At 41.9% G+C, this 25,254-nt stretch carries 20 protein-coding genes and 1 pseudogene; 20 read left to right on the forward strand and 1 reads right to left on the reverse strand.

Annotated features, from left to right (window positions below; all coding sequences use genetic code 11):
• Nucleotides 1-31 precede the first annotated feature (31 nt).
• Complete coding sequence (locus RIG61_04315; GenBank protein ID MEQ9618380.1) at nucleotides 32-1,867, reverse strand: sigma 54-interacting transcriptional regulator; 1,836 nt, start codon at nucleotides 1,865-1,867, stop codon at nucleotides 32-34.
• A 645-nt stretch (nucleotides 1,868-2,512) separates the two neighbouring features.
• Between RIG61_04315 and RIG61_04320 the strand changes: the two genes are divergently transcribed.
• From RIG61_04320 to RIG61_04415, 20 genes and pseudogenes are all read left to right on the forward strand, one after another.
• On the forward strand, nucleotides 2,513-3,178 hold the full coding sequence (locus tag RIG61_04320; protein ID MEQ9618381.1) for a hypothetical protein: 666 nt from the start codon (nucleotides 2,513-2,515) through the stop codon (nucleotides 3,176-3,178).
• Between the two features lie 85 nt (nucleotides 3,179-3,263).
• A complete protein-coding gene (locus RIG61_04325) occupies nucleotides 3,264-3,701 on the forward strand; it encodes a hypothetical protein (protein MEQ9618382.1) in 438 nt (145 codons plus the stop codon).
• A gap of 37 nt (nucleotides 3,702-3,738) precedes the next feature.
• Complete coding sequence (locus tag RIG61_04330) at nucleotides 3,739-4,326, forward strand: plastocyanin/azurin family copper-binding protein (protein MEQ9618383.1); 588 nt, start codon at nucleotides 3,739-3,741, stop codon at nucleotides 4,324-4,326.
• A 98-nt stretch (nucleotides 4,327-4,424) separates the two neighbouring features.
• A complete protein-coding gene (locus tag RIG61_04335; protein ID MEQ9618384.1) occupies nucleotides 4,425-4,943 on the forward strand; it encodes a PAS domain S-box protein in 519 nt (172 codons plus the stop codon).
• Nucleotides 4,944-5,015: 72 nt separating this feature from the next.
• Nucleotides 5,016-5,360: a carboxymuconolactone decarboxylase family protein gene (locus RIG61_04340; protein ID MEQ9618385.1), complete on the forward strand. Its 345-nt coding sequence runs from the start codon at nucleotides 5,016-5,018 to the stop codon at nucleotides 5,358-5,360.
• 29 nt (nucleotides 5,361-5,389) lie between these two features.
• Nucleotides 5,390-5,736: pseudogene (locus RIG61_04345) on the forward strand (DUF488 family protein).
• 492 nt (nucleotides 5,737-6,228) lie between these two features.
• A complete protein-coding gene (locus RIG61_04350; GenBank protein MEQ9618386.1) occupies nucleotides 6,229-8,502 on the forward strand; it encodes an FAD-dependent oxidoreductase in 2,274 nt (757 codons plus the stop codon).
• A 12-nt stretch (nucleotides 8,503-8,514) separates the two neighbouring features.
• Nucleotides 8,515-9,252 carry an acetoacetate decarboxylase gene (locus RIG61_04355; GenBank protein MEQ9618387.1) on the forward strand — a complete coding sequence of 246 codons (738 nt, stop codon included), beginning with the start codon at nucleotides 8,515-8,517 and terminating at the stop codon, nucleotides 9,250-9,252.
• Between the two features lie 22 nt (nucleotides 9,253-9,274).
• Complete coding sequence (locus tag RIG61_04360) at nucleotides 9,275-10,054, forward strand: 3-hydroxybutyrate dehydrogenase (GenBank protein ID MEQ9618388.1); 780 nt, start codon at nucleotides 9,275-9,277, stop codon at nucleotides 10,052-10,054.
• A gap of 197 nt (nucleotides 10,055-10,251) precedes the next feature.
• A complete protein-coding gene (ccoS, locus tag RIG61_04365; GenBank protein MEQ9618389.1) occupies nucleotides 10,252-10,470 on the forward strand; it encodes a cbb3-type cytochrome oxidase assembly protein CcoS in 219 nt (72 codons plus the stop codon).
• A 2-nt stretch (nucleotides 10,471-10,472) separates the two neighbouring features.
• Complete coding sequence (locus tag RIG61_04370) at nucleotides 10,473-11,882, forward strand: cbb3-type cytochrome c oxidase subunit I (protein ID MEQ9618390.1); 1,410 nt, start codon at nucleotides 10,473-10,475, stop codon at nucleotides 11,880-11,882.
• On the forward strand, nucleotides 11,882-12,484 hold the full coding sequence (locus RIG61_04375) for a cbb3-type cytochrome c oxidase subunit II (protein MEQ9618391.1): 603 nt from the start codon (nucleotides 11,882-11,884) through the stop codon (nucleotides 12,482-12,484). The genes RIG61_04370 and RIG61_04375 overlap by 1 nt, the downstream gene beginning before the upstream one ends.
• Before the next feature lie 5 nt (nucleotides 12,485-12,489).
• Nucleotides 12,490-13,137 carry a c-type cytochrome gene (locus RIG61_04380; GenBank protein ID MEQ9618392.1) on the forward strand — a complete coding sequence of 216 codons (648 nt, stop codon included), beginning with the start codon at nucleotides 12,490-12,492 and terminating at the stop codon, nucleotides 13,135-13,137.
• Between the two features lie 50 nt (nucleotides 13,138-13,187).
• Nucleotides 13,188-13,889: a sulfite exporter TauE/SafE family protein gene (locus RIG61_04385; protein MEQ9618393.1), complete on the forward strand. Its 702-nt coding sequence runs from the start codon at nucleotides 13,188-13,190 to the stop codon at nucleotides 13,887-13,889.
• A gap of 198 nt (nucleotides 13,890-14,087) precedes the next feature.
• Nucleotides 14,088-16,040, forward strand: coding sequence for a heavy metal translocating P-type ATPase (locus RIG61_04390; GenBank protein ID MEQ9618394.1), 1,953 nt, complete (start codon nucleotides 14,088-14,090; stop codon nucleotides 16,038-16,040).
• 1,429 nt (nucleotides 16,041-17,469) lie between these two features.
• Nucleotides 17,470-19,479 (forward strand): GAF domain-containing protein, encoded by a 2,010-nt coding sequence (locus tag RIG61_04395; protein ID MEQ9618395.1) that lies wholly within the window; start codon nucleotides 17,470-17,472, stop codon nucleotides 19,477-19,479.
• 44 nt (nucleotides 19,480-19,523) lie between these two features.
• Nucleotides 19,524-20,108, forward strand: a complete 585-nt coding sequence (locus RIG61_04400; GenBank protein ID MEQ9618396.1) for a response regulator transcription factor — start codon at nucleotides 19,524-19,526, stop codon at nucleotides 20,106-20,108.
• Nucleotides 20,109-20,771: 663 nt separating this feature from the next.
• Nucleotides 20,772-21,419 (forward strand): response regulator transcription factor, encoded by a 648-nt coding sequence (locus RIG61_04405; protein MEQ9618397.1) that lies wholly within the window; start codon nucleotides 20,772-20,774, stop codon nucleotides 21,417-21,419.
• Between the two features lie 378 nt (nucleotides 21,420-21,797).
• Complete coding sequence (locus RIG61_04410) at nucleotides 21,798-24,278, forward strand: plastocyanin/azurin family copper-binding protein (protein ID MEQ9618398.1); 2,481 nt, start codon at nucleotides 21,798-21,800, stop codon at nucleotides 24,276-24,278.
• A 224-nt stretch (nucleotides 24,279-24,502) separates the two neighbouring features.
• On the forward strand, nucleotides 24,503-25,117 hold the full coding sequence (locus tag RIG61_04415; GenBank protein MEQ9618399.1) for an SCO family protein: 615 nt from the start codon (nucleotides 24,503-24,505) through the stop codon (nucleotides 25,115-25,117).
• Nucleotides 25,118-25,254: the final 137 nt, after the last annotated feature.

A 25,254-nucleotide genomic window follows, 5' to 3' on the forward strand; every position in this document is an offset into this window, starting at 1 on the left:
TTTGCCTTAACCTAATATCGAAACAACTTATTTATGATTTTGATATCCCTAACTTCTTTATGCGGAAACGTAGAGTACTCGGATGCATGCCGAGAATTTTGGCTGCCCCTTTGTTGCCTTCAATCGCCCAGTTAGTCTGGTTTAGCACACGCTTTATATGAGATCTCTCGATATCTTCGAGTTTATCGGATTGATATCCTTGTATCTTGATATTTTGCTCAAGCATGGATTCTTCTATATCAATTATCGGACCACCAGAGATAACAATTGCTCGTTCAATAATATTTTGTAGCTCTCTAATATTTCCAGGCCAGGTATAGTTCTCAAAAAGATCTATTGTCCTTTTTGATACTCCTTCAATTTTTTTGCCCAGTTTTTTGCTGTACTTACTGATGAAAAAATTTACGAGAAGATGTATATCCGACTTACGATCTCGTAGAGGAGGTACTTCGAGTGGGAATACGCTTAAACGATAAAAAAGATCGGAACGGAAGGAACCCTCACGCACCGCATCCACGAGGTTACGATTTGTTGCCGCAATAACTCTGACATCAACCCGGATTGGTTTACTACTGCCGACCCGTTCCAGTTCGCCTTCCTGTAAGACACGGAGTAGTTTGACCTGTGTATCCAGAGGTAATTCTCCTACCTCATCTAAGAAAATCGTCCCGCCACTAGCTAATTCGAATCTCCCGATTCTTTGCTGCACAGCACCGGTAAATGCTCCCTTCTCGTGTCCGAATAATTCGCTTTCAACCAAGCCTGCTGAAATGGCCGCACAGTTTACCTTGACGAGCGGTCTGTCCTTTCTTGCACTCAAGTTATGCACGGCTCTAGCAATAAGTTCTTTACCAGTGCCAGTTTCCCCGTTAATTAAAACAGTTGTGTCTGCGGGGGCTACTTTCTCTATATAATGCAATAGATTAATTATTGATTCGTGCTCGCCTACAATCTCCTCAAAGTTATATTCCGTTTTAATCTCTTCTCGCAGGTATATATTCTCCGCTTGGAGTCGATTTTTTAGACTTTCGACTTCTTTTAGCGCTTTTTTAAGAGCGTTTTCTGCTCGTTTGCGCTCGGTGATATCACTGGTAGCAACCTGCACGGCAGGTTTTCCTTGGTATGTTATAAGGGTTCTTGAAGCTTTTACGTCGATCACATCTCCGTCAACGCGTATGAACTTGAGTTCAATCTTTGCTTCTTCTGGTCTTCCCTCTTCTTCAACCTGTCGAATTCGTTCTTTTACCAATTCGACATGATCCGGATGCACCAAGCTTAAGATCGACTTTCCTATGAGTTCATCCGGTTTTGCGGCACCGAAGAGTCTTGCCCCAGCAGGGTTTATATATACGATCTTGCCATTCATATGGACATATATGCCTTCTGGAGAATATTCTACTAGGTTTCTGTGGCGTTCTTCATTCTCCTGCATATCTTTATCTGCTTTTTGTCTTTCAATGTAGATTTTCAATATTTCAGCAAGCGAACCGAGAATATCTCTCTCCTCTTTTAGAAAAGGCCCCTCAAATGCGATTGGTTTTTCTTTTAAATAAGCTATCTCTATAAACCCCTTTTCTTTTTCAACCGTAGTGAAATTTTCTTTTTGCATCCATCGGGTCGAAATGAAACCAGGAGTTCTAAATTCAAGTTCTTCATACACTATCCGGGCTTCCGTAATCTCCGGGTACTGCCATGCAGTGGGTATAATTTGAACGAGTTTCTGTAGGACATCAAAAGTATCTTGCTGTTTAGTTACAAGAAGCTTTGCGGTTTCATGAAGAAGGGACAATTCCTTTTCTCTCTCTGAGAGGGCACGCTCTGTCATTTTCATTTTTTCCTTGAGTTCTTCAATTCTAATATCTTGCATATTGTTATTTACTCATCCGTCTATTCATTCTCAATCAGCACTGATTCAGAGCTCAGGTGAGAATTATACCTGTATCAGAATTCTGTCATATCTGACGGCATCCGTAATATTTAGAGGGTAAGCACGAATTGCTATACTCTCCTGTGATTAAAAATATATATGATTTCGGGAAGTTATAGCCCCAAATAATGTTACTTGCTTTCTGGCACATCCCTTGCAATTACTCATATATATATAAATATTTGAGGTTACGCTAGATAAAACAAAGCGGCAATGCTAAAAATAACCACAGTTTGTGAAGATGAGAGAGCGGTTACTTTAATTGTCGATGGAAGGATAACGGGCTCTTGCATAGAAGTTCTCGAAACATTATGCAGTCATCACATTTGTGTAAACAACAAGCATGTTTTGCTGGACCTGAAGGGTGTAACGTTTATTGATAATCAAGGAGTAAAGATGCTGAAAAAATTACAAAGAAACAGACTAGCTGTAATCGACTCTACTCTTTATATAAAGTCACTACTTAATCGTGCGGAAGAAGAATTAGAAAATATCGACAAGGGTTGCTGTACAAAGGAATTTCGACCATGATCACACATCGTGAATTCTAATTGAATTATCTTATATATGTATAAAGGTGAAGCAATGAACTATTATGATACAACCAGTACCTCAAACGCTGCTTTGATAAATAACAATGACGGGCTGAATGACGGGGATTTAGTCAGATTAATAATAAAAAATAAGGATGAAAGTGCTTTTAAATCTCTAGTTAACCGATATGCATCTCGAATGTATTATTTGGTTCTAACCTTTACTTTCAATCATCAGCTGTCAAAAAAGGTAACTGAGGATGTGTTCCATTCGGTGAATGCCCTGGATACAGATTATACTCCGCCGGTTTTTAAAACTTGGCTCTTTACCCGTGCAATCAATATAAGTCGAAAGCATCTGAAAGATTCAGAAGCAACACATAAAGGACAATTAATTGATAAAGTAAATGAAAGACAAGGCAGAACATTTCCGGAAAAGAGGTTTGACATAAAAGAACATGGGCTTTTTTATAACGTTAATCATAATAGTTCGGAATTTATACCCATTATAGAAAAGGCTCTTTATGAGCTTCCGGCTCCTTACAGAGTTGCTGTTCATCTTAGTGATATAGAAAAAATGTCTCCGAAAAACATTAAAAGAGTATTGGGTTTCTCGGTTTCCACAGTCGAATTTATGATTCACAGCTCAAGACTTTATATTGTCCAGCAAATTTCAAGCTACTTAAAAGAAAGCAGAGATTTTGAATCTTTTAATTAGATGTTTCCAGTAGGCATGAATAGAGGCATGGAGTTTCGATATTTAGTATTTAGCGTCTAAAAATTCAATCAACAGGAGGTAAACAATGAGAAATTTACATCATCTAGTATTTTTGTTCATTGTAAGTATTTCTTTATTTTTGGTCAGTTCACAGAGTCTATTTGCACAGGGTGGAGATTTCGAAAAGGCTCCCCCGGGAGGCAACTATAAAAAGGTAAGCTCACTTGTCGAATTGCCTGATTTTATACCCGGACTTGGGGTGCTGTATGTAGATCCCGGGACACTGCCCGCCGGTCCGTTTCTGGCCTATGATCGAGATGGAAACCTGGTCAGTTCGGTATACATGGTTCCGCTCAAGGATCTCAATGACCATAAAGCTTTTGAGAATTTAAATGTGGCGCAGCAAAAGACCGATCATGTAGATCTTTACTACAACGCTGGTCATCCGGGAGTACCCGTACCTCACTACCATATTGTCCTTTGGTATGTATCTCCTGAAAAAGCTGAAGCACTAAAACAATAAGGGCAGAATGATGCTTACAATACGCCGCAGCATATGGTTGATACTTGTTGGAGTTATATATCCGATACTCACCCTGCCCGGTATGAGCAACGATAAGACCTGGACTAGCGTGAGAGGCCAAACCGAAGAAACTGACGAGATTTCGACCGAGGTGATCGAAATCCATATGAAGAGCGATAAGCTTGGTTCTAAAGTATGGTTTGACCCGATCGGTGTCTATATAAAACCCGGACAAACAGTTCGGTGGATCGTTGATGAAAACGTTCATACTACGACGGCCTATCATCCTGAGAACAATAATCATTCATTAAGGATACCCCGGGGCGCCAGTCCTTGGGACTCGGGGTTCCTGTTCCCTGGCAGCTCTTATGAAGTGACGTTTACCGTCGAGGGAGTTTATGATTATTTCTGTTCGCCTCATGAAGTGGCAGGAATGGTGGGACGTATAGTAGTCGGAAATCCTACTGGCCCTGGCTCAAAGCCGTATGATTATTTCAAAAATCTGTATGATTATTTCAAAGCGAGCCGAGAGCCGGAATCATGGATACCGGTACCACCTGCTGCGCAAGAAGCATTCCCGGATATAGAGCTGATCATGAAGGATAAAGTAGTCCACTATAAGTAAATCGACATAGTGAATCACGAAAGCGAATTAGGTAGACATAAAATTATGAACTCAAATGCCCATTTGTTTAAAACGAATAGAGAAGCAGGAGCGCATTAATGGCTAAGCATATTTGGCAATGTCTTTGTCATCAAATCATAGAAAACACACAGGATGCCGTAATATTTGCTGACAGCGACGGGATAATCAGGATGTGGAACTCCGGGGCGGAATCTATCTTTGGTTATAGTTCCGATGAAGCCCTTGGGGAAACCCTTGACTTAATAATTCCTGAAAAGCATCGCAAAAGACATTTGGAAGGTTATAAAAATGTGATGAACTCAGGCATAAGCAGCTATGACAAGAGATTGTTAGCCGTTCCTTCTTTGCGTAAAGATGGAGAGAGAATCTCCGTTGAATTTAGTATCGTTATATTGCGCGACCCTGAAACTGAGAGGTTCGGGGCTGCTGCTATAATCCGGGATGTAACATTGCGATGGCAGGAAGAAAGGGCACTTAAGCAACACTTTTCATTGCTTATGTCAAAGGCTCGAGAACTTGCAGATCTGGTCAATAAGAATTACAGATTTTTGAAGGCAAAGATAGCCTGCCTGAATCGACTTTATGAGCTGTATTGAATGATGACAATTATAATGGGCAACAGAAGTTGAACGAGTAAATGGTCAATTAAATTAAAAAAGGAGATTTATATGAGCTTTTCGGGTTTTTCCAATAGAAACAATGAAGGAGAAAAAAATGAAGAATTACTTCCGCAGATTCGCGAGTCATTTCAGAATTTTAGTAAAAACGTTTTTACTGATGGAGCGATCCCGGGCAAGACTAAACAGCTTATTGCAGTGGCGGTTGCGCATGTAACCCAGTGCCAGTACTGCATAGAAGGACATACAAAGCTTGCACTGAAGCAAGGGGCTTCAATGGATGAGCTTATGGAAGCGATCTGGGTGGCGGCGGAAATGCGGGCCGGGGCTGCGGTGTCCCACTCCAAAATAGCGATTAAAACAATGAAAGAATCACTTCAAAAGGAGAAGTCCTAATTTATTAATTACGTGACTGATTCATGTCGATGATTAACCTAAAACGCGCGTATGACAAACCGACAAAAGAAGACGGATACCGCATTCTTTTGTCGATCGATTATGGCCGCGAGGACTTAAGAAGAAAGACGCTTCTATAGATCTCTGGCTGAAAGAGATCTCTCCCAGTTCCGAGCTTCGAAAATGGTTCAACCATGAGCCGGATAAATGGAAGGAATTTTGTCACAGGTTTAACGAGGAGCTAAAGGGAAAAACTGAAGAATTAAGAATTCTGCAAAAGCTCGGCGAGTGCTGTCAAATCACACTGGTATATTCGGCAAAGGACACGGAGTACAATAATGCGGTCGCGTTAAAAAAAATTCTTGAATCTATTTGATGCTGAAAATATGCTAAGGGACTTGACTAACAGAATAACGTAAGACTAGAAGCAAGTAACGGTAAAGAACAAGAAAATTACTAGGTTATGCTGAAAAATCACACACTGTTTTACAGAGAATTTAACGACCACACGCAGCTCTAAAATCAAAAGAATAAACAGGAATAGAGTAAACAGGTATCACAGAATCTTTAGAGGGACAATCATATTATATCAAGAATCAATAAACAAAGGTTTCCAGGGAGAAATCGAACTAGAGGAACTCATATAAACGGGATAGAGATCTTCAGAAGCTTTGCTAAGAGAAGGCTTTAAAGTTCTCAGGCATCAGATCCAAGGGCTTTAATACTGCATTAAAAAAGAGCATGAATATAGAAATAATGAGAAAAGTGATTTGTATAAAAACAAATGATAATTTTAAGGCTATTCTAATCTAGAGCCTAAATTATTATTCATGCAAACAATAAACTATAGATATTTAGGCTTCGAATTATGAAAGAACTCATAGATTTTTTACTCGTCGGCGGAGGTCTTGCAAGCGCCTCGGCCGCCGAGACGTTGAGAAAAATGGGTGTAAACGGCAAAATATCCATAATTTCATCGGAAAATTACATACCCTATCACAGACCGCCTCTTACTAAAAGCTTCCTATTAGAAGATATCGGAATTGAAAAGCTCTATATAAGCAAAGAAGACTTTTACAAGAAGAACGATATCGACCTTGTGCTAAACACAAGAGCGTTGTATTTGGATGCTGCCAATAAGATTGTTAAGACCGATAAAGCCGGTGAATTCAAATTCGGCAAACTACTTTTAGCAACCGGGGCCAGAATTAAAAAGTTGAATATAAATGGAGCCGGATTAAAGGGCGTCCATTATATGAGAACCATAGATGATGCGATAGGTATCAAAGCGTCTATGAAGTCATCCAAAAAGGCTGTAATAATGGGGTCTAGTTTTATTGGCATGGAGCTGGCATCTGCTTTTACAAAATCCGGCATAAAAACAACGGTTATTACAACTGAAAAATTACCTTTCAGTAAACTAGATTCACCTGAGGTGTCTAAATTTTTTAACGAGTACTACTCAGAACACGGCGTGGAATTTATATTTGAGGATACGATTACTAAGATTAACGGAAGAACAAAAGTAAAAAGTGTCGAGACAAGCGGCGGACATAAGATTAACTGTGATATGCTGGCCATCGGCATCGGAGTCACGCCCAACATAGATTTTCTTGACCAAAGCGGGATTGAAATCGAAAACGGTGTTCTCGTCAATGAATTTATGGAAACAAACATACCCGGGATATATGCAGCCGGTGATGTCGCAAATTCATATGATACTGTTTTCGAACATTATAGAAGAATAGAACACTGGGACAACGCAATAAAGCAGGGCAGAATCGCAGCTAAAAATATGGCGGGTGAACGGACACAGTTTCGTCAGGTCTCTTATTTTTTCTCTGACGTATTCGACTTATCTTTTAATTTTATAGGATGCACAAATCAGGTTAATGAAAGAATAATGAGAGGTTCTGTTAAAGATAAATCATTTTCCATTCTATACTTAAAAGATAACGTATTAAAAGCTTCCTTTATACTTGGCCGAACGAATTCCGAACAAAAAATTTTAGGTTCACTGATAGAAAATAAGGTGGATCTAACTAACTACAGAAAAAGACTGAAGGACGGATCATTCGATTTAAGCCAAATACCACTTCAAAATGTACTGCTTTTACAAGGCGGGGGTGCTTTGGGGGCATTTGAATGCGGTGTTGTAAAAGCAATGGAGGAGGAGGGGATATACCCCGACGTAGTATCGGGCATATCCATAGGTGCCTTTAATGCCGCGATAATTGCTGGAAATCCGAAAAATGCAACAACTAAGCTTGAAGCGTTCTGGAAAGAGATTTCATTCAATACTCCATATTTTCCAGAAGAGCATATGAGGAGGATGGTATCATCTATGTATTCGTTAATATTCGGTTCTCCTAAGTTTTTCAAGCCAAGATGGTTAAACCTGCCATTTCTTCCTGCTGATCTGCCGTTTAAATGGACTAGTTTTTACGATCCCGAACCCGCAAAAAAACTGCTTAGAAAGTATGTCGATTTTGATAATCTGAGAATGAGCCCGGTAAGATTGTTGGTAAGTGCAGTAAATGTCGAAACGGCTGAATTTGAAACTTTTGACAGTTATTTAGAAGATATAACGCCTGACCATATCATTGCAAGCGGGAGCCTGCCACCGGGACTGCCCTGGACTACGATCAACGGGAATCACTACTGGGATGGAGGAATTGTTAGCAATTCTCCTCTATATGCATATATGGAGAAATTCGGACTCTCGGGGAAAAAGATATACCTGGTCAACTTGTATAAGAAAAAGAGCAATTTGCCGGAGAATATTGTGGATGTTATGTCCAGGAAAGACGAGATATTTTATTCGGAAAAAATCAGAAAAGAAATCCGGCTTACGGAAAAAATAGACGAATACAAAAAATTGATAAAGGAATTAACAGGTCTCCTTACTAATGAACAGCAAGAAAAAATAAAATCGAGACCTTTATATATAGAAACGATGAATAAAACAGGCCCCATCTCAATAACAAGGTTTGAGCGGGAAGATGAGAAATCCGAACCCCCTTCAAAAGATTACGATTTTTCCCGGAGATCTGTATTGATAAATATGGGAAAGGGCTACTCAACAGCTAAAAAGTTATTCAAAAAGTCTAAAACAGCAAATAATAAAATTGGTACATTCTAAGAGGAGGTATTAATGAGAACCGAAGATGTGAAAAAGCAATACACAATACCTGTTGAAGGCGCCTCATATCCGAAAGGCCCTTACCATTTCGCAGACAGGGAGTTCCTCATAGTGAAATTCGAGACGGACATTAAAGCCATAAGGGCTGTAGTCCCCGAGCCGCTTGAGGTTTCAGAATCTGTAGCGAGTTTTGAGGTTATTCATATGCCGGATTCATCGGGGTTTGGTAGTTACACTGAATCTGGAATTACGGTGCCTGTGAAGTATAACGGCGATGACGCGACATTTATTGTTAATATGTTTTTAAATGATCACCCACCTATAGCTGCTGGAAGAGAAATCTGGGGCTTTCCTAAAAAATGGGGTGAGCCCAATCTAAGGGTCGTGCGTGATCAGGTTGTCGGAACTCTTGATTACAGCGGAGTAAGGGTCGCCACGGCCACAATGGCTTATAAATACGAACAGATGGATTCGGAGAAAGTTAAAGAAGGCCTAGGAGCTTACAATTACAATCTGAAAGTCATTCCATCAGTAGACGGTTCTGTTGCCATCTCACAGCTAATAAGATATAAGATGGAAGATATCGATATTAAGTGGGCTTGGAAGGGACCAGCCGCGCTCGATATAAGACCATGCGCATTGGCACCTATATATAAATTTCCGGTTATTTCTATCATAGAGGGCTATCATGTACTAACCGACTTAACACTGCCTTACGGGGAAGTTGTCTATGATTATCTTAGTGACTGATTAAATCAAAAAGGAGAAGAATATGAAACTAAAAGATAAAGTTTGCCTGGTTACGGGCGGCGGAAGCGGTATTGGGCTCTCGATCTGCGAGAGATTTGCTGAAGAAGGGGGAAAAATTGTAATTGTCGATTTGGATAATGAAAACGGAAATAAATCTGAAAAAAGTCTTATTGGGAAAGGAGCAGAGGCCTTATTTGTTAAAACCGATGTTTCTAAGAGCGATCAATGTAAGAATGCGGTCGATCTAGCAGTGAACAAGTTCGGTACAGTCGATGTCTTGGTGAACAATGCGGGGCTTCAGTTCGTATCACCAATTGTTGAATTTCCCGAAGAAAAGTGGAATCTCCTGATTAATGTAATGTTAAGTGGAACATTTTACTTTACGAAGTATACGCTTCCTTATATGATAAAACAGAAGAGCGGTAGGATAATAAACATGTCTTCGATTCACGGGCTTATTGGAGTGGAATATAAATCGGCGTACGTTACCGCAAAGCACGGGCTTATAGGATTAACTAAGGTTACCGCCATCGAGACAGCTGGTCATGGTATCACGGCAAACGCCATATGTCCAACTTTTGTTAGGACTCCTCTAGTGGAGAAGCAGATTGACGATCAGGCGAAATCGCACGGCATACCAAGAGAAGAAGTATTGGAAAAAGTGATTCTTGCAGAGGCCCCGATGAAAAGAATGCTCGAGCCCGAGGAAGTAGCAGAATTGGCGGTTTATCTGACGAGCGATTTGGCAAAAAATTTATCGGGAGCAGCCTTGCCAATAGATGAAACCTGGACCGCACGATAGTTTAACGGAAATCTGACGTATTGGCCATAACCGATATGGCAAGACGTCAATTCGCAGTGGTGGTCGTATATTAAAAAACTTCTTAAATCTAGTTGGTGCTGGTAATATGGTAATTAATTGATGGAAAAATATTTACTGCTACATAATGCTATCTTCCGTAAAGTTGTCGACGGACAAAATGTTTCGAAGAGAAAAACATGACTATACCATTCGCGGCCTATTTATTGTTATTGATTCTCTTTGCCGGGGCTGCTGTTGCCATGGCTGCCTTTATTTGGGCTGTCAGGAAAGGACAATTCAGGAATCTAAATGCTGCTGCTTTTGTGATCTTTGATGAAGAAGAACCGACCGGTCTTATGACGGATGAAGTTTTCAAAAATTCAGAAAGCAAAGACATTGGACACAAGAGTAATTAAATATGCAACCGGAACTTTCATCTCGAATAGAAAGCGATGATTCAACAGCAGGGCCTGTATTACTCCTTTTTTCGACAGCGGTTGTTTGGCTTTTTATAGGTTCAATTTTCGGGCTTGTTGCGGCCCTGAAGTTTAATTTCCCTGACTGGTTGGGCACGATTCCCTCTCTGACATTCGGAAGAATAAGACCGGCTCATCTTAACACTGTAATATACGGCTGGGCTTCGTTGGCTCTTGGCGGAGTTTATGTTTGGCTTACTGCAAGGCTATGCAGGACCGAGATCAGATGGAAAAATCTTTTATATATATCTGCCATTATCTGGAATATCGCGGTCCTTTACGGAACGATAGAGATTCTAATAGGAAACAGCATGGGGCAGGAATGGCTGGAGTTTCCAAAAGCAACCGCGTACATGATTACAGTTGCTGCAATTTGTTTTTCTCTCTCAATTTTACAGACATTTCGCAAGCGAAACGTAGAACACATATACATTTCATTATGGTATATACTGGCGTCCGCACTCTGGTTCCCTCTACTATATTTTCTAGCATATTTACCTATCTATAAAGGAGTTACTCAAGCCGCTTCAAACTGGTGGTACGCTCATAACGTACTAACGGTTTGGTTTACACCGGCGGGACTGGCAGCTGCTTATTACTTTATTCCGAAGGTTATAGGGCGCCCTATCCACAGTTACTACCTGTCTCTCATAGGTTTTTGGACTTTCGCTCTGTTTTATAACTGGAATGGAATTCATCATCTGGTCGGCGGACCGTTGCCTACCTGGCTAATAAGCGTATCAATCATAGCAAGCGTACTTATGTTTATACCTGTAATTGCTGTTGCCATTAATCACCATTTAACGATGGTGGGGCATTTCAGTAAACTCAAATATAGCCCGACCCTCAGGTTTGTCGTATTCGGAGCTGTAAGCTACACGGCAGTCAGTTTTCAGGGCTCGCTCGAAGCAATACGCACTCAGAGTGAAATAACCCATTTTACGCATTATACGATAGGACACGCTCACCTGGGCTTATACGCGTTCGTTACAATGATCCTGTTCGGTTCGATATATTACATTATGCCGAGAATAATTAGATGGGAATGGCCGAATCCATCTCTAATAAAAGTCCACTTCTGGCTTGTAGCCGCAGGAATAATTCTATACGTAATTTCTATGAATCTGGGGGGATTTATTCAGGGTTTGTATATGAACGACGCGTCTCGCCCCTTCATGGATTCAGTGGAATTAACTAAACCCTATTTATTCGCTCGATCAATAGGAGGCTCCCTTATGCTCTTGGGACAACTGGTATTTATTTACCTTTTTTCCCTGATGCTTTTTAGAAAAGGCGTCTACAGGATTATGCCTCCCTGGAGCGAAACGACGGCAGAGGTCACATCAGAATGATGTATATAAAGGTACCGCTATTCTTCATGGGTGTGCTGGCAACACTTCTCATTGCATGGGTAGGTTTGACTCTCATACCGGGAGTTCAGATCAGTGAAGTAAATCCGCCTGATGGTCTTAAGCCCTATACAGAACAGCAGCTACGCGGAAGAAGTGTATATATAAGAGAAGGGTGTATTTATTGTCACAGCCAGCAGACAAGGCCGGTTGGTTACGGAGCAGATCAAAAGAGAAACTGGGGAAGGCCGTCAGTCCCTGGTGATTATTTTTATGACAGACCTCAACTATTAGGCACAATGCGAACAGGTCCCGATCTATTCAATATAGGGGCAAGACAACCAAGCGAGGATTGGCATCTGATTCACCTTTATAACCCAAGAGCGACTTCTCCCGGATCAATTATGCCTCCTTATCCGTGGTTATTTAGAGAAGAAATCCACTATTCGGACGAAGTGCTGGCTGCCAGAGGGGACCGCGTTGTTCCCGTTTCTCAAGAGTATGTGCCTGAAGGAAAAGTCATTATAGCCACACAGGATGCTCTGGATCTCACTGCTTATCTCATCGGACTTAATCATACATATCCTGTGGATGGCAAAGAGTAATTAAAATGAGTGATAAGGATATCCAGCAACCATACAAATCGGAAGACGAACAAACCGACATATATGATCTACACAGACAGGCTTTACGTGAAACTCCTGAGCCGAGAGAAGGACTGGAAAGACCCCCATGGTGGATGTGGGTAATATTCATATGTTTGATTTTTTGGGCTGGGTTTTATTTAGGCCGTTACGGCGGCGTGTTCGGGCCCGAAGTTCATCTTTTAAGTAAAGTTGAAAAAACCAAGCAAAAAGCCGTAGTATCTACAGCAGAAATCGAAAAAGAGCTCCCAGATGGTGCAGAAGTTTATAATCGTGTTTGCACGGCTTGTCATCAAAGTAATGGTCAAGGTGTACCCGGAGCATTCCCACCGCTTGTAGACTCGGAATGGCTTTTAGGGGATGCCGAAACCCCGATAAAAATCGTTCTTCATGGTCTTCAGGGTGCAATTAATGTAGCGGGAAACACATTTAATGGGGTTATGCCTGCCTGGGGAGGTCAGCTTTCCGATGAGGAAATTGCCGCGGTCTTGACATACGCAAGATCCAGTTGGGGAAACTCAGCCTCTGAAATTAGTCCGGAGACTGTTCAAAATGTACGTAATCGAACTTCGGATAGGACTACTAATTGGACTGCGGGCGAACTAAAGAGGTAATAACGAGCAATATTGATTCTAACAATTTAGAGGAAATACTTTAAATAGTGATGATCGAATACGGACTTGCCTTTATATCGGGAATTCTAGGTTCATTTCACTGCATAGGTATGTGTGGTGGCTTCCCGGTATTGGTTTCGAATATTAAGGATTCGGATAGATTCGAAAAAACCCTGCGCCAGCTTTTATATAACTCTGGCAGAATTTTCACTTACTTTTTCCTGGGAGCGATGGCAGGATTCCTCGGATTCATGATTAAGGAAATGAAGCCCGTATTCAGCATTCAGACAACGGTTTCCGTAGTCACGGGCCTGATCATTATTTTCATTGGTCTTCAGATAACAGGGCTATTTAAAGAAAGACATATTCCCGGATTTACGCCGATCTACGAAGTAATAAGGAGAATGATGTCGTCCTTTCTAAAACGAAAAGGAAGACTTGCCCCGTTTCTGCTGGGTATGGTCAACGGATTTTTGCCCTGCCCGCTAATTTATGGTTTTCTACTGGTCAGTCTCTCTCAGTATACTCCGGTGAAAGGCGGACTTATGATGCTTTTCCTGGGGCTAGGAACAATCCCCGCCATGTTTCTTATAGCAGTTGTTTATCAAAAGGTATCACCAGTGATTAAATTCAATCTCAGCCGTCTGATTCCGGGATTCTTGATGACTATGTTCGGTATTATAACTATTGCACGTGCAATGATTCCCTTTGGTTTCGGGGAAAGAATTCAGAATATTTGTGGGTTTCTCTGAACCTGATCGAAAATGTCAAACCTGTCTGACAACTGTTATTACTGTGGATTACCCCTCAATAAGTATAGAATTAACAGCCACAATCATACATTTTGTTGTTACGGTTGCGTACTGGCTAACCAAATTACGGGAGAGTCGGGAGACGAAGGGGAATCGGCATGGCTACTGGTCAGACTGGGCCTGAGTATCTTTTTTGCGATGAATGTCTTAATGCTCAGTTTTGCAGATTACATTTATAACTTTGAAGGCAATGTAGAAATAATTTTTAACTATATAAAGTTCGTATTGGCAGCACCGGTGTTAATTCTACTGGGATTGCCAATTCTGAATAGTTCATTATCATCAATCCACAAATTCAGGTTTAACATAGATTCTCTCATAATCATAGGAAGCATATCCGCATATCTTATTTCAACCTATTCTGTATTTTCCGGACAAGGTCAGGTCTATTTCGACACAGTTACGATGCTCCTCGTTCTACTTACATTAGGGAGGTATTTGGAAGCAAATGCCAAAGCATCAAGCACAAATGCTATTAAAGGGTTCCTGAACCTCACACCAAAAACCGCGATAGTTCTTAAGAATGGCATTGAACAAAGGGTAGATAGCGATTCGATAGAAAAATATGATTTGGTCAAAATCCTGCCCGGTGAAAGTGTGCCCGTGGATGGAGAAGTCGTGGAGGGACAAAGCAGTGTGGACGAATCCAGCCTCACAGGAGAATCTGTCCCTGTGTTAAAGGAGATAGGGAGCGAGCTGTATTCCGGGACGATAAACGTTGATGGCTCGATAATTATGAAAGCTCTGGAAGTTGGAAATAACAAAACGATATCAAGACTAGTTAAGCTTCTTGAGGAAGCGAGAAAATCCAGGGCTCCGATTGAGCGAATTGCAGACAAGGTTGCATCTGTTTTCGTTCCTCTCATCATTGTTATTTCCGTACTAACCTTTACTTTCTGGATATTTAGGTCGGGTACCAGTACTGCACTAATGAATTCCCTGTCCGTCTTAGTTATTTCATGTCCTTGCGCGCTTGGGATTGCGACTCCAATGGCAATATGGACAGCTTTGAGCAGGGCTGCCAGTGCAGGAATACTGGTAAGATCAGGAAGCCTGATGGAGAGGCTCTCGCACGTCAACACCGTCTTCTTCGATAAAACGGGGACATTAACCAAGAGGGAACTCAAGCTTGGTACGATCTTCGTAGATCCGGATTTTAATATCACCGAATCCGATGTTATTTCCATGTCAGCTTCCCTAGAATCTGAATACAACCATCCTCTTGGGAAAAGTATCTTGGCTTACGCTTCGGAAAAGAACATCAGCTTCTCGCCGGTTACTAAAATGGAGGCAATTCCTGGAATGGGTATAAAGGGGATTGCAAACGGTAAATGCATCTATGCCGGTAGTTACAGATTTATGCAGTCCTTTAAACTGAATATTGGTAATTCATTATTGAATATTAAAGAAGAATATGAATCACTGGGAATGACCGTTATGCTTTTCGCTGTGAACAGGAATGTAGAAGCAGTGTTGGGATTTAGAGAAGTACCGAGGGAAGAAACCGAAGAAGTGATTAAAGAATTTAAAAACGAGGGTATAGATACGGTCATACTGACTGGAGATAATAAATACACGGCAAGTGCGCTGTCCAATAAACTTAACATCGATTCCAAAAGTGAATTATATCCTCAGGAAAAAGTGGAGATTGTTCAGGACTTTAAAAACAGAGGATTTACTGTTGCCATGGTTGGAGACGGCATCAATGATGCACCTGCCTTAAACGCAGCAGATGTAGGTATTGTTTTAGGCTGCGGCTCCGACATTACTCGTGAATCTGCTGATATCAGTCTGATGAATGATGATTTAACAAACGTTCCATGGATTATTAACCTAGCCAAAAAAACACACGGTATCATTAAACAGAATCTTTTTTGGGCCTTTTTTTATAACGTCATAGGAATCTGTATTGCGGTGCTGGGGTTGCTGCAGCCTGTTATCGCAGCTATAGCTATGATTATCAGCAGCCTAATTGTGCTGGGTAATTCTTTGAGGATTGAAACTGTAAAAATAGGGCCTAGGAAGGGTTCTGCAAAGCACCAGGAGCTGAATATGCCTGGCTATAAAGAATTAAGGAGAACAAACATTTGAAATTAGGGTGTAGATCTATTTACATTACAAAGAAAACGAGTCAATGAGAACTTTTAAACCATACAGGAAACGGGGCCGAAAGGCCCCTCTCAGTTATCAAAGAATACTCAAAGAATCATACGAAATTATCAGTATTCCATGAACTAGATGTAACTCTCTGCATTTAATATTTACCCTGTAAATTTAATAACTTACCCTAATTTTCAATGTAATCAGCAGCTTACGATTTTAGCTTAAATCGGACTTCTAATCCGTAGGTCGGGGGTTCGAATCCCTCCGGGCGCGCACTTTTATTCAATAAAATTACTAAGTTACATCTGTTTTAAAATCGTTTGGGAACCATTTTATAAGAATTTTCCAAGAACCAACCACGATTATTCCCACGATACGGAATCGATAGATTATTTGGAATAAATAGAAACCGCTTATTGCAAAAAATCTCAATGATACCAAAAAAGTTACAGGATTCTACGTTGACGTACTACTGGTCCATAGGCATGGAGGTCCAATACCATCTGATGAGGCTGATTAGTTGTAGATCCTGGCATAATTCATTGGTATCATGTCAGTTTCTAATGAAACTTCACCGTAATAAGAATTGAATTTTGAACAAAATTCCGTAAAATCTTATAAGTAATTTAATCCATATGTAAGAGGTGGTTAACCGGAAAACAAAATTTGAGATAACATCGCGAGAAGGTGATACAGGACTTCATGCAGTAAAAGCCGTTAGTCGATGTTGAAGACCTTGCGAGTTTTTTTAAGTGAAAAAACGAACCGCGCATCATATTGTAGCCACTCTCAATATCCCTCACTACAGGGTTGGAAGTTTAATCCCGTTCAAACTGATTATATAGGCCACTCATGGATTAATCGATAACTTAAGCAATTACCATCGGTTATAATTATTATAAAACAATTAGCGTAATAATAGTTGAATGAAAAATCTCGATTTATTATTTTTATACATTAATTGGTTTTAGCGAAACTAGGGCATAATTTTTTTAAAACATAAATGGATGAGCTAACAAAAGGATTTTTCAATAAGATATATCAAACTTCCGGTATCGGTGTAGGCTTTGCGGACTTGAACGGGATTTTCATTGATGCTAATGAAGCGTTGCTCAAAATGACCGGATATTCAAAGAATGATTTATTCCATACACGATACCAGGATATCACTCCTTCAGAATTTCATAAAGTTGATGAAGAGGTTGTAGATCTAATTTTAAACCGGGATCAGACTGTGGAATACGAAAAGGAGCTTTTCCGTAAAGACGGCTCCCGTGCCCGCTTATTGCTCAACTCAGTGTGTCTTAAAAATGAAAAAGGGGAGCCTGTAGCTTTTGCGGCCACCCTTCAGGAAATATCTCAATACAAATCCCACCAAAATAAATCTAATGATTATAAAGATAAGTACTTTAGTCTAATGGATATTACTAACGACGTGGTTTGCGAGCTAAACTCGCGTTTCCATTTCTTATGTATCACTCCTAACTCCGAGAATATTCTATCTTATAAACCTTCTGACCTTATGGGCAGGGATTTATTTGATTTTATATACCCAAATGATCTTTTTATTATCAAATCCATCTTTGAAAATTCGATCAAAAATTTTTCTTCCGCGTACTGTCTTTTTAGATTCAGATCCAAAACGAGGCAATGGCTTTTGAGGGATTGCCATATGAAGCCGTTTAAAGCTTCTACGGGCGAGACCAGGCTTATGGTGAACTTCAAAAGCGTTTCAGAAAGCAGCCTGGAGCTGCAAAATGAAGTCAAGAAACAGAACGAGGAGCTTGGGAGGCTTGATGAATATCTGAATCAGCGGCTCAATGATCTCAAGGCTCTCTATACGGTCACGAAAGCCGTTCACCAGTCGATCGATTTGAAAGAAGTTTACAGGATTGCACTTGATACGATAATGTCGCTTAAGAACGTGAACATGGCGTTTATTTATCTCGTGGATGAAGTTAGGAAAGAAGCAGTCCTCGAAACGTATAGAAATGTGCCCGAGAGCTATATTAAGAAAGTATCGAGAATACCCAAAGGTGTTGGTATTACTTGGAAAATTCTTGATAGCGGCAAACTGCTCAATGTGGAAGATATACAGAAAAGTAACGAGATTGGCCCCGCGGGAAAGGACCTTGGAAATATCGGTGTATTGGGCGCTCCTCTTACCGTCGACGGTAAAGTGATAGGTGTCATCTACTTTACTACTCATCGATACCGTAAATTTGACCACAGCGAAGTAAGTCTCTTTTCCTCTATCTCTGACCAACTGTCTCTTGCAATATCCAAGGCTCAAGTTTATGAGCAGCTCCGAAAAACAAACAAGCGGGAAAAGATAATCTCCGCCGTGACAATGAATGTGCACCGGTCTATCAATCTCAAAAGCGTTTTGCAGAATGCTGTGGGATCTATTAATAAAAATGTTCCAGGTGCCGACTGCGTCGCGATATATATGGCTAATGGCGGTAAGGCTGTATTGAATTCACACAGCAATAATCATACCGATACGAATTTAATAAACATATTCACCCTCGATGTGAGTGGAGTTACATCGAAAATATTGAACGAAGGTAAGCCTATCATCGATAATAAAGTGAGTTCGGGTAGCGAGTATAGAATCGATTTTATCGACTCCGCTACATCTGTTAAGTCTTATTTAGGCCTGCCGCTGCGTCATAAAAAACACATAATCGGAACATTAAATATTACTTCGTCTCGGGATAATGCATTTGATCACCGGGAACTCGCATTTTTCAATATAGTGACGAGGCAAATCGAATCCGCCATTGATAACGCTTGGATGGCTGAAGCGTTAAAGGAAAGCGAGAAGAGGTACCGGGAGCTGTATGAGAATGTACCAACGGGTATTTACTGCAAATCTCATGACGGGAAAATATTTATGGCTAATTCCACTCTTATACAAATGCTTGGCTTCCACTCGTTCGATGAGATGGCTTCAAAGTACCGGATGCGTAGTGAGTTTCTCGCTGATTCCCCGGGGCACACCCTCAAGAATATACTCAAAAAGAGGTCTAAGATTACGGAGCTCGAATCCACCTGGCTTAAACGCACGGATATCGATATTAAATTCAGTTCTTCTATCTGCGGGTCTCCGCCGGACCCGAAAGTTTCCAAGGCGGTTTTTCGTATATTTCAGGAATCTTTCACCAATATATTACGTCATGCGCAAGCGACTAAGGTTACAGTAAGCCTGCAAAAAAAGAGAGACTACATCAAGCTCTGTATAAAAGATAACGGCAAAGGGATAACGGAGAGTTCTATCTATAATGTGGATTCGCTGGGTCTTTTGGGGATCAAAGAGCGCGCTCATGCCTTGAGAGGCAATGTGAGGATCAAAGGCGCCCCCGGCAGGGGAACCAGTATTAAAGTACAAATACCGATAGAGGGTGAATTAAAATTAAAGTCCTGATTGCCGATGATCACCCTATCGTCAGGCGGGGTGTTAAACAGATACTGTCTGACGATCTCGAGCTTAACCAGTTCGGTGAAGCCCGGAATGCCAAAGAGGTGTTCGAAAACTTAAATGAGAAGAAATGGGATATCCTGATCTTGGATATAAATTTACCCGATATGAACGGACTTGAGGTTTTAAGACAGGTCAAAGTGGTGCACCCGGAGCTGCCAGTGCTGATTCTAACTATATTGGACGAAGACCAGATATCCGTCAGGGCTTTAAAAGCCGGCGCATCAGGTTTTATGACAAAAAATACCCTGCCGGAAGAGTTGATGAACGCAGTCAAGAGAATACATACCGGTAGAAGATATATCAGCCCGTCCCTGGCTGAGAAACTGGTCTTTGATATATACTCCGAGGACGAAAAACCTGTACACTACAAGCTGTCCGACCGTGAATACCAGGTCCTGTGTCTGATTGGATCGGGTAAATCCATAAGGGAAATAGCTGAAGAATTATATCTAAGTGAGCATACTATAAGGACTTACAGAATGCGTATTCTTGAAAAGATGAATATAAGAACTAATGCCGAGCTGATCCATTATACCGTTCAACACAATTTGAGTAATTCAGGTTCTGTTTGAAATAAGGCTTTTATGTTCCCTCCTGTAGTTTTTAAAGATTCAAATACTATAAAAAAATAAAAATCGCTCAAACTGTGTTTGCTTTCAAACTATGTATATGGAATGCGTACTTACATTGGAATACACTGTGAATCAGGAAAAGGTACTACGGCCCTTCCTCTTAATTAGATTAAGCTGCCTTCTGATTATTATACAATCTATTACTAAATGTATTACAAGCTACTAATACTTATTACTACACCAATACTATCGTTACATTGATATTATTCAGTAAACAGATATTTTAAAATTGCGTTATATCAAAACCTTTCTTCTAGGTTAAGGGTTTTGGAATAAACGAAAATTTGAACCTACGCCCTTATATTTAGCAAGAGGATAAATAATAGCGGGGACGAAGTAATAGCAAGTGTCAAGGATATCTGATGAAGATTAAAAAGAGGTAAAACTCAAACGTGGGATCACGAGCTATTAAACTCGGCCAGATAATTTGATCATGTGCTCAGGATCTGTAGCAAAATATGTACGGGAGGAACAGTTTAAAAAGTGTCCGATGAGAAACGATGTTAAGTTCTCTTGGCTGAAAAGCGGAGGCGCTGTAATCAGTATTGTCGAAAGCCTCAAAGCGGTACGCCTCATAGAATTACAAATACCGGTAGAAGGTAAATGAAAATGAAAGTCCTGATTGCAGAGGATCACCCTGTTGTTAGGCTAGGTGTTCGGGAGATACTGTCTGATAATCTAAAGCTTACTCAATTTGGCGAAGCGCAGAATGCCAAAGAGGTCTTCGAGAGTGTCTCCAAAAAAAAATGGGATATTTTGATACTGGACATCAACATGCCGGATATGAACGGGCTCGAGATTTTAAGGCAGTTAAAGAAAATGCAGCCCGACCTGCGGGTGCTGGTTCTGACTATATTGGATGAAGATCAAATAGCAATGAGGGTATTGAAGGCCGGAGCTTGCGGATTCATAGCAAAAAATACTATCCCCGAAGAGTTGGTTACAGCGGTAACAAAAATATATAATGGTGGAAGATATGTCAGCCCATCACTGGCTGAAAAGCTCATTTTCGACATATACACAGAGGATGAAAAGCCCCCACACTATAGGTTGTCCAATCGTGAATACCAGATCCTTTGCCTTATAGCCATAGGAAAATCCGTAAAACAGATCGCGGAGGAGCTTTATTTAAGCGTCCAGACTATAAGGACTTACAGAATGCGTATTCTTGAAAAGATGGGAATGAAAACCGACGCCGAATTGATACATTATGCAATCCAGAACCATCTTATTCATGTCTCTTCTATCTGAGATACATATCCTGAAGGACTTAGGATCGGGATTCTGCATCCGATCTCTAATATTTACGAATTCGTATATTTAGAACTATCTTCGATAGGGGTTTAGCCTGTAGATAAAGCTGAAACTCAACACTGAGTTGCAGGTGGGTCTGAGCGCCAAATCCCGGCGATCCGTTTATTCTCTACAAACATATAATAACAAGTTTTACGTGTATGTAATGTTTATTACTACGTCAATATCATTGTTACATCGATAGTATTCCTTTATCCAATATTTTAGAATCGAACTATATATTCATGTTCGGGGGGGATAATCAACAAATTAACCTGGAGCATGCAATACAACTTCACTTTACGAGGAGGTAGAAGGAATATGCGCAAGTGGGCTATGAGTATATTCGTAGTGTTTTGCTTAGTAGTTACGCTTCCATTTATTTATGGGGGATGTAACGGAGGGGGTGGCGGGGGAACGACAAGGTGCGGTGGCGGGGATATTTGTGGACACGTTTCCACAGGTGATCCAGTACTCAATGCTGATAATAGCGTAGACCGTCAGCACGGACCGGCTGAAGCGGGTGTCTGGGTAATTGCTGAATCTTTCGAGGTCGCAACGAATGACGGAGTACCGGGCAGATTCATTAAAATCGTTGTAACTGACGACAACGGCAATTTTGTTCTGCCTGATCTCCCGGATGCGGTATATGATGTTTGGGTACGGGGTTATGGACTTGTTGATTCGGACCCTGTACAGGCTACACCCGGGGACACAGTGAACCTTGAAGGCATACCGGCTTCGACGCCGCAGGAAGCTGCAGCTATTTTCCCGGCTAATTACTGGGCATCTCTGATAGAGCTGCCGGACGAAAGTGAATTCCCGGGTACGGGACCCGAAGGCAACGGCTGGGGTCTTGGGATACTTAGTCAGGACCATCTAATCAGCCAGTCAAAGCTTTCCTGTCAGCTTTGCCATCAGCTCGGCACACCTGACACGAGGCTTCCTAATGCGGCTGCATTTGACTTCGGATGGAAAAAAGCCGGTACCATGAATGCAATAGCAAACGGAATCGGCAGAGAGAATTGGGCGGAAGTTCTCGGAGACTGGGGCGGAAGGATCGCAGCCGGCGAAGTACCTCCCACGCCGCCGAGACCGTCAGGAAAAGAGAGGAATTTTGTTCTAACCATGTGGGAGTGGGGAGACTTATTTACTTATGCCCACGACGAGGTTGCTACCGATAAGCGTAACCCGTTCCTGTATCCGAATGAGCCGGTTTGGGGTGTGGATATAGGAAACGATCATGTTTTGAAACTTGACCCCGTTACTCATCAAGCAACGAGGATCCCGGTGCCCACGCGGAACGGTTTTGACGTGCCGTGGTGCGACCAGCCTGGATTCGCGACACTGGGTTGCCCTGCCCCTGACGGGACAACGGCTTATCCGGGCGCTTATCAAAACGCTGCGAACCCGCATAACCCGATGCTGGACGATACGGGCAAAGTGTGGATAACCACACAGATACGTCCGGAGGGCCTGGAGAATCTACCGGATTTCTGTCTCGAGAGAGATCCCGGTATTACAGGCGGACACCGGCAAATGGGATATTACGATACGAATACGGAAGAGTTCGTGCTGATCGATACCTGTTTCGGTACACACCATCTCCAGTTTGATTTTGACGGCGACCTCTGGATTAGCGGAGACTCGAATAATCTCGGGGTTATCTATCCTGACCTTCTCGATCCGAACGATCCCGAAGGAACGGAATCCCAGGCGCAGGATTGGTGGAGAATCATCGTGGATACCGACGGAGACGGAGAGGGAGATACACCCGCGCCGGGCTTCAACTACGGAATTATCCCCAATCCTGTCGACGGAACCATCTGGACAGCCGTATTATCAGCTTTTCCCGGAAGGATAAACAGATTCGACCCGGCGACAGAAAAATTCGAAACCTACAGTCCTCCCGCTCCCGGTCACGGTCCGAGGGGCCTGGACGCTGATACCGAAGGGAACATCTGGGTATGCTTGGGTGGAAGCTCGCACGTGGCCAAGTTCGAGCGCGAAAAATGCGCCCAGACCTGGGGTACGGGCGATCAATGCCCCGAAGGCTGGACACTGTGGGACATACCGGGTGTCACCTATAAAGGGCATCCGGATAAGCGTACCGATTTCCATTATTATACTTGGGTTGACCAGTTCGATGTTTTAGATCTCGGTGCGAATACGGTCGTATGCACCGGAACTTCTTCGGACTCAATAATTGCTTTCCTTCCTGAAACTGAAGAATTCATCAGGGTTTACGTACCGTACCCCTACGGCTTCTTCCACAGAGGGCAGGATGGAAGGATTGACGACCCGAGCAGCTGGGAAGGCAGGGCGTGGTGGGTCGATTACGGTATTGACCCTATACTCCACACGGAGCTGGAGCAGGGATTCGTTTTTAAAGTACAGTACCGTGACGATCAGGTCGGTCCTACACCGACATCCCCGCCTCCAACGCCTACACCGACCGGACCGCCGCCTACGGCGCCACCGCCAACACCTGTACCTACACCTGCTCCAACACCTGCGCCGGTGCCTGCCGTACATGACGTAAGCATGGAAGATAACGTTTTTGTACCGGCGAACATTACAATAAATGTGGGTGATACAGTGAGATGGACGAACAATGGATCACTCAATCACACTAGTAGAAACGACGATGGTACGTTATTTAATTCGAATGACCAATTCCCGTTGCCGTCAGGTATGGAACCTGGTGATGTTTATGAGTTTACATTTAATTCAGAGGGAGATATCGCATATTACTGCGAATTTCACGGCGGACCTGGGGGAATAGGGATGTCCGGCACAATAACGGTAGAGCCTTAAGATCATCAGAAGAAGGATGGTCAGTCGATAGTATTAAGCGATCCCCCCATTCCCGCATAATCGGGAATGGGGGGATCGCGGCTTTGGCCGAAGCTTCATGTCTGCCGTGCAATCTATAGTAGATGAGGACGGCTTAAGTTTGACGGATCCGGGACGTGAATAAGTATGCGTTTGAGTAATTGGACGATTAATATTGCAGTCGGCGACAGAACGACAAACTTCTTATGTATAAAAAAATAGTAATTGTAATAATATTAATATTGTATATGGGTATCGCTTTTTCTGCGGTCCAGGTATATAAAACTAATAAAAATAATGATGATTACTACGGCATCTACTACGGCAAGGACGCTCCGGATTTTACGCTAAGAGACCAGGACGGCAATCAGGTTAGTTTAAGCCAGTTCAAGGGCAAGGATGTTTTATTATCATTCGGGTATACGACCTGCCCCGATATATGCCCCGCAACCCTGGCGCGCATGAACAGCGTGACGAAGCAGCTCAAAAATGCCACAAAAAAGGTTCAGGTCCTGTTCATAACTATAGATCCTGACAGAGACACAGAAAGAAGACTCAAGGAATATATACCTTACTTCAATAAGAGCTTCATCGGATTGACGGGAAATCAGGATGAAATTAAAAAGGTTGCAGACTCCTATTCCGTTTTCTATGAAAAGTCGGAACCGGGGAATTCCGGACCTAATTATTTTATGAACCACACACAGACGGTATATCTGATAGATCACAGCGGCAAACTGATATTAATTTATCCTTACGAGAATCTTTCCCCTGAAATGATAGCTTCAGATATCAATAAAACATACCGGAACAACGGTTAGTAGTTAGTTATAATGAGCGTAAAGCTTATTATATTCCTGAATTCAATTTATAAACCATAGTCGCATCTGTCGATTATAAATTCCTGGCTTGTCATGACGTCAATTCCGGCGCCAAAGGATAGCGCGGCTCTGAGGGC

It is taken from the genome of Deltaproteobacteria bacterium (genome assembly GCA_040223695.1).
Taxonomy (GTDB): Bacteria; Desulfobacterota_D; UBA1144; order Nemesobacterales; family UBA2774; genus JAVKFU01.

Coding starts and splice junctions, on each gene's coding strand:
- RIG61_04325 (MEQ9618382.1), top strand. CDS start 3,264: ATGAGAAATTTACATCATCTAGTATTTTTGTTCATTGTAAGTATTTCT.
- RIG61_04350 (MEQ9618386.1), top strand. CDS start 6,229: ATGAAAGAACTCATAGATTTTTTACTCGTCGGCGGAGGTCTTGCAAGC.
- ccoS (MEQ9618389.1), top strand. CDS start 10,252: ATGACTATACCATTCGCGGCCTATTTATTGTTATTGATTCTCTTTGCC.
- RIG61_04390 (MEQ9618394.1), top strand. CDS start 14,088: ATGAATGTCTTAATGCTCAGTTTTGCAGATTACATTTATAACTTTGAA.
- RIG61_04380 (MEQ9618392.1), top strand. CDS start 12,490: ATGAGTGATAAGGATATCCAGCAACCATACAAATCGGAAGACGAACAA.
- RIG61_04355 (MEQ9618387.1), top strand. CDS start 8,515: ATGAGAACCGAAGATGTGAAAAAGCAATACACAATACCTGTTGAAGGC.
- RIG61_04320 (MEQ9618381.1), top strand. CDS start 2,513: ATGAACTATTATGATACAACCAGTACCTCAAACGCTGCTTTGATAAAT.
- RIG61_04360 (MEQ9618388.1), top strand. CDS start 9,275: ATGAAACTAAAAGATAAAGTTTGCCTGGTTACGGGCGGCGGAAGCGGT.
- RIG61_04385 (MEQ9618393.1), top strand. CDS start 13,188: ATGATCGAATACGGACTTGCCTTTATATCGGGAATTCTAGGTTCATTT.
- RIG61_04395 (MEQ9618395.1), top strand. CDS start 17,470: ATGGATATTACTAACGACGTGGTTTGCGAGCTAAACTCGCGTTTCCAT.
- RIG61_04335 (MEQ9618384.1), top strand. CDS start 4,425: ATGGCTAAGCATATTTGGCAATGTCTTTGTCATCAAATCATAGAAAAC.
- RIG61_04375 (MEQ9618391.1), top strand. CDS start 11,882: ATGTATATAAAGGTACCGCTATTCTTCATGGGTGTGCTGGCAACACTT.
- RIG61_04415 (MEQ9618399.1), top strand. CDS start 24,503: ATGTATAAAAAAATAGTAATTGTAATAATATTAATATTGTATATGGGT.
- RIG61_04410 (MEQ9618398.1), top strand. CDS start 21,798: ATGAGTATATTCGTAGTGTTTTGCTTAGTAGTTACGCTTCCATTTATT.
- RIG61_04340 (MEQ9618385.1), top strand. CDS start 5,016: ATGAGCTTTTCGGGTTTTTCCAATAGAAACAATGAAGGAGAAAAAAAT.
- RIG61_04405 (MEQ9618397.1), top strand. CDS start 20,772: ATGAAAATGAAAGTCCTGATTGCAGAGGATCACCCTGTTGTTAGGCTA.
- RIG61_04315 (MEQ9618380.1), bottom strand. CDS start 1,867: ATGCAAGATATTAGAATTGAAGAACTCAAGGAAAAAATGAAAATGACA.
- RIG61_04370 (MEQ9618390.1), top strand. CDS start 10,473: ATGCAACCGGAACTTTCATCTCGAATAGAAAGCGATGATTCAACAGCA.